This is a genomic window from Pseudomonas sp. A6 (genome assembly GCF_052367875.1).
Classification (GTDB): domain Bacteria; phylum Pseudomonadota; class Gammaproteobacteria; order Pseudomonadales; family Pseudomonadaceae; genus Pseudomonas; species Pseudomonas citronellolis.
On sequence record NZ_CP198970.1, the window covers coordinates 1,077,809 to 1,094,036 of the forward strand.

Below are 16,228 nucleotides of genomic sequence, written 5' to 3' on the forward strand. Positions count from 1 at the left end.
GCCAGCGCAGGGCCCGCGCCAGCCCCTTCGTTGACTTCGGCCACGCCTGCCGGGCCGCCATCGGCGTTATCATGCGCCGGCCGGTACGCAATGACCGGCGCGTGTCGTTGTCCAACCGGCATTCGGCCCGATTCCATTGTTGCCTGACCCCATCGTCGACCCATGAAACGCCTGATCCCGCTCTGCCTCCTCGCCCTGCTGGGCGCCTGCGCCGGCGCGCCGCCAGTCCTGCCGCAGCACAGCTTCGACATCCACGCCACCGCCGACAAGCCCACCGCCAGCACGCGCACCCTGGCCGACCCGCAGGGCCAGGCGGTGCTGGTCGTGGCCCGCGCCGAACTCACCCAACGCGACGTGCAGCGCGCCGAGGTGGTGCTGGGCAACGGCGGCCGCCCCGGCGTGCTGGTGACCTTCGCCCCCGACGCCAGCAAGCGCCTGGCCCGGCTGACCGAAAAGCAGCAGGGCAAGGCCCTGGCGGTGGTCATCGACGGCCGCCTGCGCATGCTGCCGCAGGTATCCGAGCCGGTGCGCGACGGCCGGGTGATGCTGGAGGGCTTCGACAGCCAGGCCGAGGCGGAGGTGCTGGCGCGGCAGCTCAATGGGCTGCGGGATGTGCCGGTGCAGCCCTGATCCGTCGCTTCCAACGACGGATAATTGCGGACGGAGTCCGCTCCTACGGGGGCGCCTGACAATCGTAGGATGGGTTGAGCGAAGCGATACCCATCGCCATGGCCGCATGGGTTTCGCAAGCTCAACCCATCCTACGAAGAGCGCCTTGGTGCGGCCCGCAAGACAGTTGCTCCTACGATCGTGCTTCCCCGGAGGCGTAGGAGCGGACTCCGTCCGCGATTGGGCTCGCAGGCTGCGCGGGGCTATCCGAAGGTGAAACGAAAAAGCCCGGCAAATGCCGGGCTTTTCGTCGTTCTCGGCTAAGGCTTACTTGCCATACACCGGGAACTGGGCGCACAGGGCCTTGACCTGCTCGCGCACGCGGCCTTCCACGGCCTCGTCGCCCAGGTTGGCGAGGATCTCGCAGATCCAGCCGGCCAGTTGGCGGCATTCGCCTTCCTTGAAGCCGCGGGTGGTCACGGCCGGGGTGCCGATGCGCAGGCCCGAGGTGACGAAGGGCGAGCGCGGGTCGTTCGGCACGCTGTTCTTGTTCACGGTGATGAAGGCGCGGCCCAGGGCGGCGTCGGCGTCCTTGCCGGTGATGTCCTGCTTGATCAGGCTGAGCAGGAACAGGTGGTTCTGGGTGCCGCCGGAAACCACGTCGTAGCCGTTCTCGATGAACACCTGGGCCATGGTCTGGGCGTTCTTCACCACTTGTTCCTGGTAGGCCTTGAACTCGGGCTGCAGGGCTTCCTTGAAGCACACGGCCTTGGCGGCGATGACGTGCTCCAGCGGGCCGCCCTGGCCGCCCGGGAAGACCGCGGAGTTCAGCTTCTTCTCCAGCTCTTCGTTCTTGCGCGCCAGGATCAGGCCGCCGCGCGGGCCGCGCAGGGTCTTGTGGGTGGTGGTGGTGACGACGTCGGCGAAGGGCACCGGGTTCGGGTAGATGCCGGCGGCGACCAGGCCCGCCACGTGGGCCATGTCGACGAACAGGTAGGCGCCTACCTTGTCGGCGATGGCGCGGAAGCGCGGGAAGTCGAGGATCTGCGAGTAGGCGGAGAAGCCGGCGATGATCATCTTCGGCTTGTGCTCCACGGCCAGGCGCTCGACCTCGTCGTAGTCGATCAGGCCGTTGCCGTCGATGCCGTATTGCACGGCGTTGTAGATCTTGCCGGAGAAGCTGACGCTGGCGCCGTGGGTCAGGTGGCCGCCGTGGGCCAGGCTCATGCCCAGCACGGTGTCGCCGGCGTTCAGCAGGGCCATGTAGACCGCGGCGTTGGCCTGGGAGCCGGAGTGCGGCTGGACGTTGGCGTAGTCGGCACCGAACAGCTGCTTGGCACGGTCGATGGCCAACTGCTCGACCACGTCGACGTACTCGCAACCGCCGTAGTAGCGCTTGCCCGGGTAGCCTTCGGCGTATTTGTTGGTCAGCACGCTACCCTGGGCTTCCATCACCGCCGGGCTGGTGTAGTTCTCGGAGGCGATGAGCTCGATGTGCTCTTCCTGGCGCTGGGCTTCCTGCTCCATCGCGGCGAAGAGTTCGGCATCGTAGCGGGCGAGGGTCAAATCACGGCTGAACATGGCGGTCCTCATAAGGATCGGTGCTGGGAAAGGGGCGCATTCTAACCCAGGGCGCGCGCGCTGGCATATGAAAGGCGGTCATGTGGCGGACAAGCGGGATTCACGCGGGGGGAGCGCTGTAGGAGCGGGCCCTGCCCGCGATTCGCGCGCAGGGCGCGCTCCTACAGGTGGCGCCGGGGGCATGGTGTAGGAGCAACTGTCTTGCCGACTACGCCGAAGTGCTCTTCGTAGGAGCGAGCTTGCTCGCGAATGAGCCCCCGCTGCGGAATCTGTTCGCGAGCAAGCTCGCTCCTACGAGAAGCCGTGCCTGCCCGTACAGGGGAATCCTGGCGCTAGCCGAGCAGGAACAACGCATTGCTGGAGAACAGCGCGGCGAACTGCTCGGCGGTCATCGGCCGGCCGAACAGGAAGCCCTGCACCTCGTCGCAGCCGTGCTCGCGCAGGAAGTCCAGCTGCGCCTGGCTCTCCACGCCCTCGGCGATCACCATCAGGTTCAGGCTGTGGGCCATGGCGATGATGGCGCGGGCGATCTGCGCGTCCTGCTCGCCGTGGGGCAGGCCGTCGACGAAGCTGCGGTCGATCTTCAGCACGTCGATGGGGAACTGCTTGAGATAGTTCAGCGACGAGTAGCCGGTGCCGAAGTCGTCCACCGCGATGGCCAGGCCCAGGCGCTTGAGGCCGGAGAGGATGTGCATGGCCTCGGACACGTCGCTCATCAGGATGCTTTCGGTCAGCTCCAGCTCCAGGCAGGCCGGCGGGATGCCGGTTTCCATGAGGATGCCGGCGATGCGCGTGCCCAGTTGGCCATCGGCGAACTGCCGCGCCGAGAGGTTCACCGAGACCTTGGGCACCCGCACCTTGTCGCGGTGCCAGATGCGGATCTGCCGGCAGGCCTCGGCCAGCAGCCAGTCGCCGACCTGGGCGATCAGCCCCAGTTCCTCCAGCACCGGGATGAACTCGGCCGGCGCGATCAGCCCGCGCGTGGGGTGCTGCCAGCGCAGCAGGGCCTCGGCGCCGGTGAGGCGGCGGCCGTCGCCGGTGAACTGCGGCTGGTAGTGCAGGATGAATTCGTCCTGCTCGATGGCGCGGCGCAGGTCGCTTTCCAGCTCCAGGCGCTCCAGGGCGCGGGCGTTCATCTCGGCCTGGTAGAACTGGAAGTTGTTCTTGCCCACTTCCTTGGCGTGGTACATGGCGGTGTCGGCGTTCTTCATCAACTGGCTCAGCTCGGCGCCGTCCTGCGGCGACAGGGCCACGCCGATGCTGGCGGTGACGAAGAACTCGCGGCCTTCCAGGGTGAAGGGCCGGGCGAGGCTGGCGAGGATGCGCTCGGCCACCTGGATGGCGCGCTTGAGCGCCTTGTCGCGGTCCTCCAGGCCCGGCAGCAGCAGGGTGAACTCGTCGCCGCCCATGCGCGCCACGGTGTCGTTGTCGCTGACGCACTGGTTCAGGCGCTCGGCCACTTCCTTGAGCATGCGGTCGCCCGCGGCGTGGCCCAGGGAGTCGTTGATCGGCTTGAAGCGGTCGAGGTCGAGGAACATCAGCACCACCCACTGGCGGTGCCGCTCGGCCTGCATCAGCGCGGTGTGCAGGCGGTCCTGGAACAGCGTGCGGTTGGGCAGGTGGGTGAGGGCGTCGTAGTAGGCCAGGCGGTGGATGCGCCGCTCGCTGGCCTTGCGCTCGCTGATGTCGCTGAAGAAGCAGACGAAGCTGACCAGGTCGCCTTCCTCGTCCTGCACCGCGGTGATGCCCACCCAGGACGGGTACAGCTCGCCGCTCTTGCGTTTCTGCAGGATCTCGCCCTCCCAGCTGCCGCTGCGCTGCAGGCTGTCGAGCACGTGCTTGAGCTGGTTGGCTTCCTGCTGGTCGGCGGTGAGCAGGCGGGGCTGCTGGTCGAGCACCTCGGCGGCGCTGTAGCCGGTCAGGCGCGAGAAGGAGTCGTTGACCTGGACGATGTAGCCGGCCGGGTCGGTGACCATGATGGCCGCGGTGGAATGCTCGAACACGGTGGCGGCCATGCGCATCTCGCGCTCGGCACGGCGCTGCTGGCTGATGTCGCGGGCCACGCCGAGCAGGCCGACGAAGCGCCCGTTGTCGTCCCACATCAGGGCGATGCGCAGCTCCACCGGGACCTTGCGGCCGTCGGCGCGCAGGCAGTCGAAGGTGAACAGGTGCACCGCGCTGGATTCGCGCAGGGCGGCCAGCCGGCGCGGCGCGCCTATGGCGTCGCGCACGCGCTCCAGCAGGTCGTGCAGGCGCCCCAGCTGCGCCGGGTTGGCGGCGATCTGCTGCAGGTCGTTGTGCAGCAGCCAGGCCGGGCTGTAGCCGAAGGTCTGCTCGATCGACGGGCTGATGTAGTCGATGTTCAGCTGGGCGTCGGTGGTGAGGATCACGTCGCTGATGCTTTCCGCCAGCATCTGGTAGCGGCGGCTGCTCTCGCGCAGCGAGTTGTTCGCCTCCACCGTGTCGGTGATGTCCTTGGCCACGCCGATCAGGCGCGCCACGCGGCCGCCGTCGTCGCGGCTGAAGGCCTGTTCGCGGATGTCGAACCAGTGCCAACTGCCGTCGCGGTGGCGCCAGCGCAGCAGGCTGTCGAGCAGCAGGTTGTCGCCGATCACCTGTTGCAGGTTGCGCACGCGCCAGTAGTACTCGACGTCGTCCGGGTGCAGCAGGCATTCCCAGAAGCGCTCGCCCATCTGCTCCAGCTCGTCCTTGCCGTAGCCCAGCTGGCTGCCCAGGTGGTGGTTGCTGAAGATCACCCGGCGCGCGGTGATGTCGTGGATGTACAGGGTGTCGGGCACCGCGCGCACGGCGTCGGACCAGAACTTCTCGCGCTCGATCAGCGACAGCTCGACCTGCTTGCGGCTGCTGATGTCGGACAGGCTCAGGGTGACCGCGCGGTAGTCCGGCAGGTGCTCGGGGATGCGCAGCTGCAGCCAGAAGTGGCGCAGCTCGCCCTGGCCGGTGCGGATGGCGACTTCCTGCTCGATGGGGCCGGTGCCGCAGAGGATCGCCTCGATGATGTGCGCGCGCGCGCTGCCGGGGCGCCGCGGGCTGTCGCTGATCAGGCGCCGCCAGGCCTGCTCGCCGCTCTCCACGCCGAACAGCCGGCGCGCCACCTCGTTGACCTCGCTGATGCGGATCAGCCGCAGCAGCTGCGGCCAGTGTTCCTCGCGACGATCCAGCCAGGCCTCCAGGCGGCCCGGCTCGCGCAGGCCGTTGTCGGTGAAGAAGCGCTGCAGGTCCGAGAGGTCGAGCACGCAGAGCGCCACGCCGACGCCGTCGAAGATGTCCTGGTAGCGCCGCCGCGTTTCTTCCAGCACCTGCAGCGAGCGCTGTTCCTCGGTGACGTCGCGCAGCACCCAGACGTGCCCGCCCGGCGCCTGCTGGCCGCGCAGCACCCAGCCGGGCGCCTCGCCCGGCGGGGATTCTTCCAGCGGATGGCGGCTGACGGCATAGCGCCGGCGGCGGCCGTTGCGTTCCAGGGTGACGTGCTGGGTGCCCGATGGCTGGCCTTCGCCGCTCTGCCGTTCCAGTTCCGGCAGCAGGCGGGCGAGATGGTGCTGCGGGGCGTCTTCGGCGCTCACGCCCAGCAGCCGCTCCGCCGGCGGGTTGAGATAGACCAGGCGGCCGTCGGCGCTGGTCACCAGCACCCGCTCGTCCACCGCCGCCAGGGCCTGGGCGGCCTGGCGCAGGCGCGACTGCGAATCGGCGGTCTGCGCGCGCAGGCTCTGTTGTTCGCGTTGCAGGCGCAGCAGGGCGGCGCAGCTGATGCCGGCCAGCAACAGCAGCAGGCCCAGCTCGCCGAGCAGGCGCGGCGGCAGCCTGGGCTGCAGGACGGGCGCATCGACCAGCGGGCGGACCTGCCAGTCGCTGTTGGCGACCTTCAGCGCCGGCGCTTCGACGCTTTCCGGCGCGGCGTCGGTCGGCTCGTCGGGCGCGGCCAGGATCGGGTGGCCGACCTCATCTTCCAGCACCCAGGCGTGGCCGCCGTCCAGGATGCGTCCGGTCCATTGCCGGCGCGCCTCGGCGGCGTCCAGGCGGAGCACGGCGAAGGGGCCGCCGGCGTCCTGGAGGCGCAGCAGCAGGTAGAAGTGACCGCCATCGGCGTCGCTGTAGGCGTAGTGGAAGGGGCTGGCGCCGGCGCGTTGGCGCAGGCCGGCGATGAAGGCGTCGTCGCCGCTGTCCGGCGCGGTGTCCAGTTGCTTGGCGCCGCTGGCCGCGTACCAGGCCAGGCTGCGCAGGGCGGGGTAGACCTGGCGCAGGTCGTCGAGCAGCAGCGCCGGCTCCTCGCCGCGGCCCAGGCGTTGCAGCGCCAGGCTGCGCGCGGCCAGGGCCTTGAGTTCCAGGGCCAGGGACAGCTGGTGCGCCAGTTCCTGGCTCTGGTGCACCACGCGCTCGCGCTCCAGCCGCGCCTGGCCGAAGTATTCCTGGCCCAGCTGCCAGAGCAGCAGGCCGAGCATCAGCGGCACCAGCAGCAGGGCGCTCCTGATGGCCAGCCGTTCAGGCCGGGCCAGGCTGGCCGGAGGGCGGGGAGGTCTGGACAAGGAGCGGCTACCTGGAACGGGGCGACGGGGTTCGGCGCGCAGTAGCATGCCCGGAAGCAGGGCCAAGTGCCAGTATCGCCGACGAGCGTCGTTTGCCCTTCACGGTCCATTCCGGTAGCTTTGCCGCACGCGCGCGTTGAACGCTGCGCCCTGTTTCCGCGAGTCCGGCCCTGCCGTCGCCCGCCTCGCCCGTCGCCCGCGGCCAATGGTCGCGCCCCGAATGCCGGGGCGCACCGGCCCGCCGGCCGCGACAGCCATGACGGCCATTCACTCTTTCATCCCAGAAGCTAGGTATCCATGGCTCAATACGTCTACACCATGCACCGGGTCGGCAAGGTCGTGCCGCCCAAGCGTGAAATCCTCAAGGACATCTCCCTGTCGTTCTTCCCCGGCGCCAAGATCGGCGTGCTGGGCCTGAACGGCGCGGGTAAATCCACCCTGCTGCGCATCATGGCCGGCGTCGACACCGAGATCGAGGGCGAAGCCCGCCCGATGCCGGGCATCAAGGTCGGCTACCTGCCGCAGGAGCCGCAGCTCGACCCGCAGAAGACCGTGCGCGACGTGGTCGAGGAAGCGGTGGACGAGGTCAAGCAGGCCCAGGCCCGCCTGGACGAGGTCTACGCCGCCTACGCCGAGCCGGACGCCGACTTCGACGCCCTGGCCGCCGAGCAGGCCAAGCTGGAAGCCATCATCCATTCCTCCGACGGCCACAACCTGGAGCGCCAGCTGGAAGTCGCCGCCGACGCCCTGCGCCTGCCGCCGTGGGACGCGAAGATCGAACACCTCTCCGGTGGCGAGAAGCGCCGCGTGGCGCTGTGCCGCCTGCTGCTGTCGGCCCCCGACATGCTGCTGCTGGACGAGCCGACCAACCACCTGGACGCCGACTCCGTCGCCTGGCTGGAACACTTCCTCCACGACTTCCCCGGCACCGTGGTGGCGATCACCCACGACCGCTACTTCCTCGACAACGTCGCCGGCTGGATCCTCGAACTGGACCGCGGCCACGGCATCCCCTTCGAAGGCAACTACTCCGGCTGGCTGGAATCCAAGGCCAGCCGCCTGGCCCAGGAAGCCAAGCAGGAGGCCTCCCACGCCAAGGCCATGAAGGCCGAACTGGAGTGGGTGCGCCAGGGCGCCAAGGGGCGCCAGGCCAAGTCCAAGGCCCGTCTGCAGCGCTTCGAGGAAATGCAGTCGCAGGAATTCCAGAAGCGCAGCGAGACCAACGAAATCTACATCCCGGCCGGCCCGCGCCTGGGCGACAAGGTCATCGAGCTGCACAACGTGTGCAAGGGCTACGGCGACCGCGTGCTGATCGACGACCTGTCGCTGAGCATCCCCAAGGGCGCCATCGTCGGCGTGATCGGCGGCAACGGCGCGGGCAAGTCCACCCTGTTCCGCATGCTGACCGGCAAGGAGCAGCCGGACTCGGGCACCATCGATATCGGCGATACCGTGCAGATCGCCAGCGTCGACCAGAGCCGCGACAGCCTGGAAGGCACCAAGACCGTTTGGGAGCAGGTTTCCGACGGCTTCGAGCAGATCAGGATCGGCAACTACGAAGTCCCCTCGCGCAGCTATGTCGGCCGCTTCAACTTCAAGGGTGCCGACCAGCAGAAGTTCGTCAAGGACCTCTCCGGTGGTGAGCGTGGCCGCCTGCACCTGGCCCTGACCCTGAAGCAGGGCGGCAACGTGCTGCTGCTCGACGAACCGTCCAACGACCTCGACGTGGAAACCCTGCGCGCCCTTGAAGAGGCGCTGCTGGACTTCCCCGGCGCCGCCATCGTGATTTCCCACGATCGCTGGTTCCTGGACCGTATCGCCACCCACATCCTGTCCTACGAGGACGACGGCAAGGTGACCTTCTTCGAAGGCAACTACACCGAGTTCGAAGCCGACCGCAAGAAGCGACTGGGCGAGGCTGCCGCGCAGCCGCACCGCGTGCGCTACAAGAAGCTGGCGTAAGCCGCTTCTCACGACAGACGGGGCCTTCGGGCCCCGTTTTCGTAGGTGTACGAAGCTGTTTGAAATGTTTTGAAATACTTGCTGCAGCCCAGTAGCTGAAAGGGCTTTCTTACAGATTTGCACCAAAAAGATTCATAAAGGCGTCATGTCGCACTGTCTCGGTGCGATATCGGTTGTTAGAGTCTCGCCGCAAAAGGGCCCCGCCCATAATCAGAAAGACCGGTGTAGACATGACGCAATCCGTTGACTCGTTCCTCGAGCGCCTCAAGCGGCGCGACCCCGATCAGCCCGAATTCCACCAGGCGGTGGAAGAGGTGCTGCGTTCCCTCTGGCCATTCCTCGAAGCCAACCCGCGCTACCAGCAGGCCGGCATCCTCGAGCGCATCGTCGAGCCCGAACGCGCCATCCTGTTCCGCGTGCCCTGGGTCGACGACCAGGGCCGGGTGCGGGTCAACCGCGGCTTCCGCGTACAGATGAGCAGCGCCATCGGCCCGTACAAGGGCGGCCTGCGCTTCCACCCTTCGGTGAACCTGGGCGTGCTCAAGTTCCTGGCCTTCGAGCAGGTGTTCAAGAACTCCCTGACCTCGCTGCCCATGGGCGGTGGCAAGGGCGGCTCGGACTTCGACCCCAAGGGCAAGAGCGACGCCGAGGTGATGCGCTTCTGCCAGTCGTTCATGAGCGAGCTGTACCGCCACGTCGGCGCCGATCTGGACGTGCCGGCCGGTGACATCGGCGTGGGCGCCCGCGAGATCGGCTACCTGTTCGGCCAGTACAAGCGCCTGGCCAACGAGTTCAGCTCGGTGCTCACCGGCAAGGGACTGGCCTATGGCGGCAGCCTGATCCGCCCGGAAGCCACCGGCTACGGCTGCGTGTATTTCGCCCAGGAGATGCTCAAGGCCCGCGAAAGCGGCTTCGACGGCCAGCGCGTGGCCATCTCCGGCTCCGGCAACGTGGCCCAGTACGCGGCGCAGAAGGTGATGGAACTGGGCGGCAAGGTGATCTCGCTGTCCGACTCCGAAGGCACCCTGTTCGCCGAGGGAGGCCTGAGCCTGGAACAGTGGGAAGAGGTGATGGAGCTGAAGAACGTCCGCCGCGGCCGTCTCAGCGAAATGGCCGGCCCCGGCCTGCGCTTCCTCGCCGGCCAGCGCCCCTGGTCGCTGCCCTGCGACATCGCGCTGCCTTGCGCGACGCAGAACGAACTGGACGCCGAGGACGCCCGCACCCTGCTGGCCAACGGCTGCATCTGCGTGGCCGAAGGCGCCAACATGCCGTCGACCCTGGAGGCTGTGGATATCTTCCTCGAAGCCGGCATCCTCTACGCGCCGGGCAAGGCCTCCAACGCCGGCGGCGTCGCCACCAGCGGCCTGGAGATGAGCCAGAACGCCATGCGCCTGCACTGGAGCGCCGGCGAGGTGGACCAGCGCCTGCACGGCATCATGCAGAACATCCACCACGCCTGCGTCGCCCACGGCGAGGAGAACGGCCGGATCAACTACGTGAAGGGCGCCAACATCGCCGGCTTCGTCAAGGTCGCCGACGCCATGCTGGCGCAAGGGGTGGTCTGACCTGCCGAAGGCCGGTGGGGCGTAGGGCGTATAACGCTCCGCGTTATACGCCGCCTGGCCTTGGTCCCAGGCGCGCCCGGATTTGGCTTCGGAGGCGCTTCGATCCCGACCAATAAGCCGGGCATGAGATGGGTGTAGCGGCGTATAACCGCGAACGGTTATACGCCCTACGTACCGGTCGGCCACGGCGATGGGTATCTCTTCGCTCCACCCATCCTACGCGAGCGCAACGAAGTGCTTTTCGTAGGAGCGAGCTTGCTCGCGAACGAACTCCGCTGCGGGGCATCAGGTTCGCGAGCAAGCTCGCTCCTACAGTTCCCGGGAAGCACGGCATTCCACCCGTAGGAGCGGACCTTGTCCGCGATAGCCGAAGGTTCCGGCGCGATTCGCGGATGAGATCCGCTCCTACACTGCGCCACCTACGCCTTTCCCCTGTAGGAGCGCGCCCTGCGCGCGAATCGCAGGCAGGGCCTGCTCCTACAGGGGGAGGCCCCTGGTCAATCCACCGGCCGCGGCGTGCTGGCAGTGCTCGGCGGCAGCAGCGGGTATTCCACCTGCGGCTGCTTGCCGGTAACGGTCTTGAGGAAGGCGACTATGTCGCTCACCTCGCCGGCATCCAGCTGTTTGCCCAGTTGCGCGGTGCCCATGATCGTCACCGCTTCCTCCAGGTCCCACACCTGCCCGCTGTGGAAGTAGGGCGCGGTGAGGGCCACGTTGCGCAGTGGCGCGGCGCGGAACACGTATTCGTCGTTCTGCGTCTTGGTCACCGCGAAGCGGCCCTTGTCGCCGCTGGGCAGGATGCTGGCGTCGGGTTTCTTCACCAGGCCGAACGGGAAGTAGGCCTGGCCGCCGAGGTTCACGCCGTTGTGGCAGCTGATGCAGCCGGCGCTCATGAAGGCCTGCAGCCCTTTCTTCTCCTTGGCGTCCAGGGCCTTGTCGTCGCCCTTGAGGTACTGGTCGAAGCGCGAGTCGGGGGTGATCAGCGTCGATTCGAAGGCCTGCAGCGCGCGGGCCATGTTGTCGAAGCTCGTCGCCTGCTTGTCGCCGGGGAAGGCCTTTTCGAAGGCCGTCACGTACTCGGGCATGCTCTTGAGCGTGGCCTCGACGTTCTTCGGCGTGTTGTGCATCTCCACCGGGTTCTGCACCGGGCCCTTGGCCTGTTCCTCCAGGTCCTTGGCGCGGCCGTCCCAGAACTGCGCCACGTTGAACACGGCGTTGAACACCGTCGGCGAGTTGCGCGCCCCTTTCTGCCAGGCGTGGCCGCTGGAGGCCGGCACGTTGTCGGCGCCGCCGGTGCCGATGTTGTGGCAGGTGTTGCAACTGATCACGTGGCTGGCCGACAGGCGTGGCTCGAAGAACAACTGGCGACCCAGCTCCACCTGGGCCGCGTCCAGCCCGGTGGTCTGCTCGGGGATGGGCTTGAAGATGGCGTTGGCCTGCTCGCGCAAGGCGTCGGCGTGGGCGGCGGTACTGCTGGCGGCCAACAATAAACCGCCCAGGGCCAGTTTCAGGGGCTGCATGGAGTGTTCTCCTCGTTATCAGGCTATTGGTCTTTTCTGATTCAAGGAGAGGCCAGCCGGCGAAGCGGCGACTTGACCGGGATCAAGCCCGTGGCATGCGGTGGGGTGCGGGGCTTTGCCGCAGGCGTTCAGCCCTTCACGCAGACCACCTGGCGCAGGGTGTGCACCACTTCCACCAGGTCGCGCTGGGCGGCCATCACTGCGTCTATGTCCTTGTAGGCCATGGGGATCTCGTCGATCACGTCCTTGTCCTTGCGGCACTCGACGTGGGCGGTGGCGCGCACCTGGTCCTCGACGCTGAAGCGCTTCTTCGCCTGGGTGCGGCTCATGCTGCGCCCGGCGCCGTGGCTGCAGGAGCAGAACGCTTCTTCGTTGCCCAGGCCGCGGACGATGAAGCTCTTCGCCCCCATGGAGCCGGGAATGATGCCCAGTTGGCCCTTCTGCGCCGAGACCGTGCCCTTGCGCGTGACCAGCACCTCGCGGCCGAAATGCTGCTCGCGCTGCACGTAGTTGTGGTGGCAGTTCACCGCCTCCAGGCTGGCCTCGAAGGGCTTGCGGATCACCTTGCGCGCCGCGGCGATCACCGCCTGCATCATCAGCTCGCGGTTCTGCCGGGCGAAATCCTGGGCCCAGCCCACCGCTTCCACGTAGTCGTCGAAGTGCCGGCTGCCTTCCTCGAAGTAGGCCAGGTCCTTGTCCGGCAGGTTGGCCAGGTGCTGGCGCATGTCGGCCTGGGCCAGTTCGATGAACAGGCAGCCGATGGCGTTGCCCACCCCGCGCGAGCCGCTGTGCAGCATGAACCAGACGCGCCCGGCCTCGTCCAGGCAGACCTCGATGAAGTGGTTGCCGGTGCCCAGGGTGCCCAGGTGGTTGCGGTTGTTGGTCTTCTCCAGGCGCGGGTACTTGTCGGTGATGGCGCGGAAGCGCCGGGCCAGGCCCTTCCAGGCCTGGTCGGCGTGGGCCGGCACCTCGTTCCAGGCGCCCTGGTCGTGGCGGCCGAAGGTCTTGCCGTGGGGCACCGCCTTTTCGATGGCGCTGCGCAGGCCGTGCAGGTTGTCCGGCAGGTCGGCGGCGAGCAGCGAGGTGCGCGCGGCGATCATGCCGCAGCCAATGTCCACGCCGACCGCGGCCGGGATGATGGCGCCGACGGTGGGGATCACGCTGCCGATGGTCGAGCCCTTGCCCAGGTGCACGTCGGGCATCACTGCCAGGTGCCTGAAGATGAACGGCAGGCGCGCGGTGTTCATCAACTGCTGGCGCGCCTCGTCTTCCACGGGCACGCCCTGGGTCCAGAGCTTGATCGGCTTGCCGCCGGCGACTTCGAGCAGGGTGGGGGCTGGGGTTTTCATGGCGCGCTACCCGCCCGCCATCGCGGCGGGCGCTGAATCCGGTGATTCAGTAATGGTACCAGCGCAGCTCCAGCATGACCTCGCTGACCGGCCCGGCCTGGTGGCTGAACTGGCGTTCGGCGGACAGCCGCAGGCCCAGGTTGCGGCCCAGTTCCACCTGCTGGCCGAGGCTCAGGCTGCGGCGCACCTCGCCGTTGTGGAAGTAGTCGCCCTTGCCCTCCAGGGCCAGGTTGCCCAGCGGGTTGCGCCAGAGCACGCCGGTGTCGAAGCCCACTGCCGGCGCTATGGTCGCGGCGAAGTCGGGGTTGTTCTCGATGCGCGCGGTGCCCAGGGCGTAGGCCTGCAGGTCGTCGGCGAGCTTCCAGCTGCCGCCGGCGCCGCCGTTGACGTGGCCGGCCAGGGTGTCGTGGTCGTCGTCGCTGTGCTTGCCGGGCACCCGCTCCCAGCCGCCGGTGACCTGCCAGGACAGCGGCTGCAGCAGGGCGTTGCGCGGCGTCATGGAGCGGATGCTGACCACGTCGAAGCGCTGCAGCTGCCAGCGGTTGCCCTCGTACTGGCGCAGGCGCAGGTCGCCCAGTTCCAGCTGCGCGCCCTGGGGGAAGCCGTAGCTGTTGTCCAGCAGGTCGTGGTAGGCCATGCGCAGGCCGTAGTCGGCGAAGGCCTGGCCGTCGCGGCTGCCGGCGCCGAGCTGCCAGGTCAGCGACTGGTGGCCTTCCTCCGGCTGCCCCGGGCGTTCCACCTGGGCCGGCGGCGGTGGGTTCTGGTTGATCGCGCGCAGCAGTTGGTAGCTGCGCGCGGCGTCGGCCTCGTCGCGTTCCTTGCCGGTGGCGCGGTAGCGCAGCAGGCGGAAGGCGGTGTCCTGCACCAGGGCCTGGCGCGGCGCGGGCAGGGCCTTGAATTCGGGGGAATCGAGCAGGCGGTCGTCGTCGGCCAGGCGCCGGGCCAGCTGCTTCTCGCCGGCGTCCAGCGGCTCGGCGCGGGCCAGCAGTTCCTTCTCCCGCGAGGGGCGGTAGTCGACCTTGTCGATCATCCCGGCCTGCTTCACCGCGCGCACCGTGTCGGTGGGGATGGCGTAGAGCGGGAATTCGTCGGTCAGCTTCACCCCAGGGCGGGCGATCTCCAGCAGTTCGAGCAGGCGGAAGGAGCAGTTCTCGTCGAAGAAGAAGTACTTGAAGCGGACCTGCTTGAGCTCCCACACGTGCTCGACCATGCGCCCGGTCTCCTCGGGCGTGAGGTTCAGGCGGTACTCCCAGAGGTCGCGGTTCTCCAGGCGGCTGTATTCGGAGAGCTTCTCGCGGTAGGGCACCAGGGCGAACAGGCCGGGGTAGCCGCCCATCAGGCCCTTCCAGGCGTAGAGGATGCTGTTGTCCATGCCCTCGATGTAGGCGCCGAAGTTCAGCGCGTAGCTGAGCAGGGCGGTGTTGTTGCTGTCGACGTCTGCCTGGTCGATGCGCAGCAGGGTGTGGCCGAACATCGACGAGGGGCTGTTCAGGTAGGCGGCGGGGAACACCAGCACGGCGCTGTGCGGGTTGATGTCGCCGTACCAGGTGTCGTACTCCTTGCACGCCGGCCGCGGCAGGCCGGTCAACTGCAATTGCTGCTTCAGCCAGCGTGTGCGCGCCGGGTAGACGCACTGGGCATGCTTGTCGCCGAGGCCGGGGGCGGCGTAGAGGGCGTCGACGGTGGCCTTGAGCTCATGCTCCGGCGAGCGGTCGCCGTCCTCGGCGAGGAAGAACCTGTCGTCGTCGACGAAGCTGCGCCAGCCGCCCAGCTTGCTCGGCGTGTAGTGCCCCAGGGCCAGCCAGTAGGGCTGCGCGGCCAGGGCCTGGAGGCGGGATTCGGGAAACTGGGGGCTCGCGTGCAGGGATGCGCAGGCGCACAGCGCCAGCCATGGCAACAGGCGTTTGGGCATGGGGACCTTAGCGGGTCGGGGTAGGGGAGCCCGCCCCGGTGGGGCGGGCCATCAGGCTCAGGCCTGTTCGGCGTACTTGGCCAGGCGGGTGTCCTGTTTCAGCACGGCCTGGGTGTTGGCGTAGACGTCCTCGGCGGTGACGTCGGACTTGTTGAAGATCTGCGCGAAGTGCTCGTGGGTCACTTCGGCGAAGTGCGCGCGGTCTTCGGGTTTCACGCCCAGGACCACGGCGTAGGTGGTCAGCGCTTCGCCGTCACCCTTGGCCATGTCTTCGGACAGCTCGTCCATCATGCTGCTGAGCACGATCATCGGCTTGCCGCCGTAGGTCAGCGCGCCATTGGTGTGGCAACCGTTGGTGCCGGTGGTCATGCCGAAGGTGTTGTTGCCCGAGGAGCCGTTGGTGGTGGCCGCCAGCACGTGGGTGGCGGTGCCGCGCTGGCCCTTGAAGAGCATCTGGCCCCAGCCGCAGCCGTCGCTGCCGGGGGCGTCGGCGAAGGCGCCGATGGAAACGGTGGCGAGGAGGGTACCGAGTAGAATCCTTTTCATCTGCGTATCTCTCTTTGTTCGAATGCATGGCTGTACGTAGCCGCTGACAGCAAACAGCGCCAGGCAGAGCTTTGTAGGAATATCCTGAGGGTGTCAAGGCGCGATGTCCCCCAACCCTCGACGGGGCGAACTGCGTCATGCTCCTTGCAACAGGCTATTGATCGGTATCAGCGGCGATTCCCTTGGAACCGGCCACACTTGAAACAGTTCCTTGTCCGTCGGAGAGGCGTCATGGCCGTAGATGATTTCGACCCCCGTTCTGCCCTGGATACGCTGGCCAGCGAATATTCCCAGCGTGCCGCCGCGATCCGCAGCGACCTGGCGCGGACCCACTCGCCGGACTTCGCCGAACAGGCCCAGCAGCGGGAGAACGACGATGTGCTGCGGGCCCTGCTGGCCGAAGCCGAGGCGGGCATGCGTCTGGTGGGCCTGGCCCGCCTGCGCCTGGCAGACGGAACCTACGGACAGTGCGTACGCTGCGGCGAAGCCATCGAGCCCCGCCGCCTGCGCGCCCTGCCGGCCACGGAATACTGCCTGCGCTGCGCCGATCTGCAGCACTGATCGGCCAGGGCTTGCGCGCGCCTTGCCAGTGGCGCGCGGGCAGCGCGAGAATGCGGGCAACTCTCCGCGGCCCCGTGCC

10 protein-coding genes are annotated in these 16,228 nt (G+C 68.0%); 4 read left to right on the forward strand and 6 right to left on the reverse strand.

Annotated elements, in window-relative coordinates; genetic code table 11:
- Positions 1-162: 162 nt before the first annotated feature.
- Positions 163-630, forward strand: a complete 468-nt coding sequence (locus tag ACTWJ5_RS04930; protein ID WP_249917834.1) for a SecDF P1 head subdomain-containing protein — start codon at positions 163-165, stop codon at positions 628-630.
- A 306-nt stretch (positions 631-936) separates the two neighbouring features.
- Here ACTWJ5_RS04930 and glyA read toward each other — a convergent pair whose 3' ends face one another.
- Together glyA and ACTWJ5_RS04940 are read right to left on the reverse strand one after the other, a co-directional pair.
- On the reverse strand, positions 937-2,190 hold the full coding sequence (gene glyA / locus ACTWJ5_RS04935; RefSeq protein WP_009617520.1) for a serine hydroxymethyltransferase: 1,254 nt from the start codon (positions 2,188-2,190) through the stop codon (positions 937-939).
- A 332-nt stretch (positions 2,191-2,522) separates the two neighbouring features.
- Positions 2,523-6,782 (reverse strand): sensor domain-containing protein, encoded by a 4,260-nt coding sequence (locus ACTWJ5_RS04940; protein ID WP_444439530.1) that lies wholly within the window; start codon positions 6,780-6,782, stop codon positions 2,523-2,525.
- Positions 6,783-7,031: 249 nt separating this feature from the next.
- Here ACTWJ5_RS04940 and ettA point away from each other — a divergent pair, with 249 nt between their 5' ends.
- A complete protein-coding gene (gene ettA, locus ACTWJ5_RS04945; RefSeq protein WP_444437599.1) occupies positions 7,032-8,696 on the forward strand; it encodes an energy-dependent translational throttle protein EttA in 1,665 nt (554 codons plus the stop codon).
- A gap of 230 nt (positions 8,697-8,926) precedes the next feature.
- Positions 8,927-10,261 carry an NADP-specific glutamate dehydrogenase gene (gdhA, locus tag ACTWJ5_RS04950; protein WP_074977429.1) on the forward strand — a complete coding sequence of 445 codons (1,335 nt, stop codon included), beginning with the start codon at positions 8,927-8,929 and terminating at the stop codon, positions 10,259-10,261.
- Positions 10,262-10,758: 497 nt separating this feature from the next.
- On the opposite strand, the gene ACTWJ5_RS04955 is transcribed toward gdhA, so the two are convergent.
- The 4 genes from ACTWJ5_RS04955 to ACTWJ5_RS04970 form a co-directional block, all read right to left on the reverse strand.
- A complete protein-coding gene (locus tag ACTWJ5_RS04955; RefSeq protein ID WP_249917831.1) occupies positions 10,759-11,781 on the reverse strand; it encodes a cytochrome-c peroxidase in 1,023 nt (340 codons plus the stop codon).
- A 128-nt stretch (positions 11,782-11,909) separates the two neighbouring features.
- Positions 11,910-13,130, reverse strand: coding sequence for an RtcB family protein (locus ACTWJ5_RS04960; RefSeq protein ID WP_444437602.1), 1,221 nt, complete (start codon positions 13,128-13,130; stop codon positions 11,910-11,912).
- Between the two features lie 46 nt (positions 13,131-13,176).
- Positions 13,177-15,042 (reverse strand): Lnb N-terminal periplasmic domain-containing protein, encoded by a 1,866-nt coding sequence (locus ACTWJ5_RS04965; protein ID WP_276213963.1) that lies wholly within the window; start codon positions 15,040-15,042, stop codon positions 13,177-13,179.
- A 57-nt stretch (positions 15,043-15,099) separates the two neighbouring features.
- Positions 15,100-15,588 carry a DUF3015 domain-containing protein gene (locus tag ACTWJ5_RS04970; RefSeq protein ID WP_009617533.1) on the reverse strand — a complete coding sequence of 163 codons (489 nt, stop codon included), beginning with the start codon at positions 15,586-15,588 and terminating at the stop codon, positions 15,100-15,102.
- Between the two features lie 231 nt (positions 15,589-15,819).
- On the opposite strand from ACTWJ5_RS04970, the gene ACTWJ5_RS04975 reads away from it, so the two are divergent.
- Entirely contained in the window at positions 15,820-16,149 is a 330-nt protein-coding gene (locus ACTWJ5_RS04975; RefSeq protein ID WP_043273629.1) for a TraR/DksA family transcriptional regulator, read from the forward strand.
- Positions 16,150-16,228: the final 79 nt, after the last annotated feature.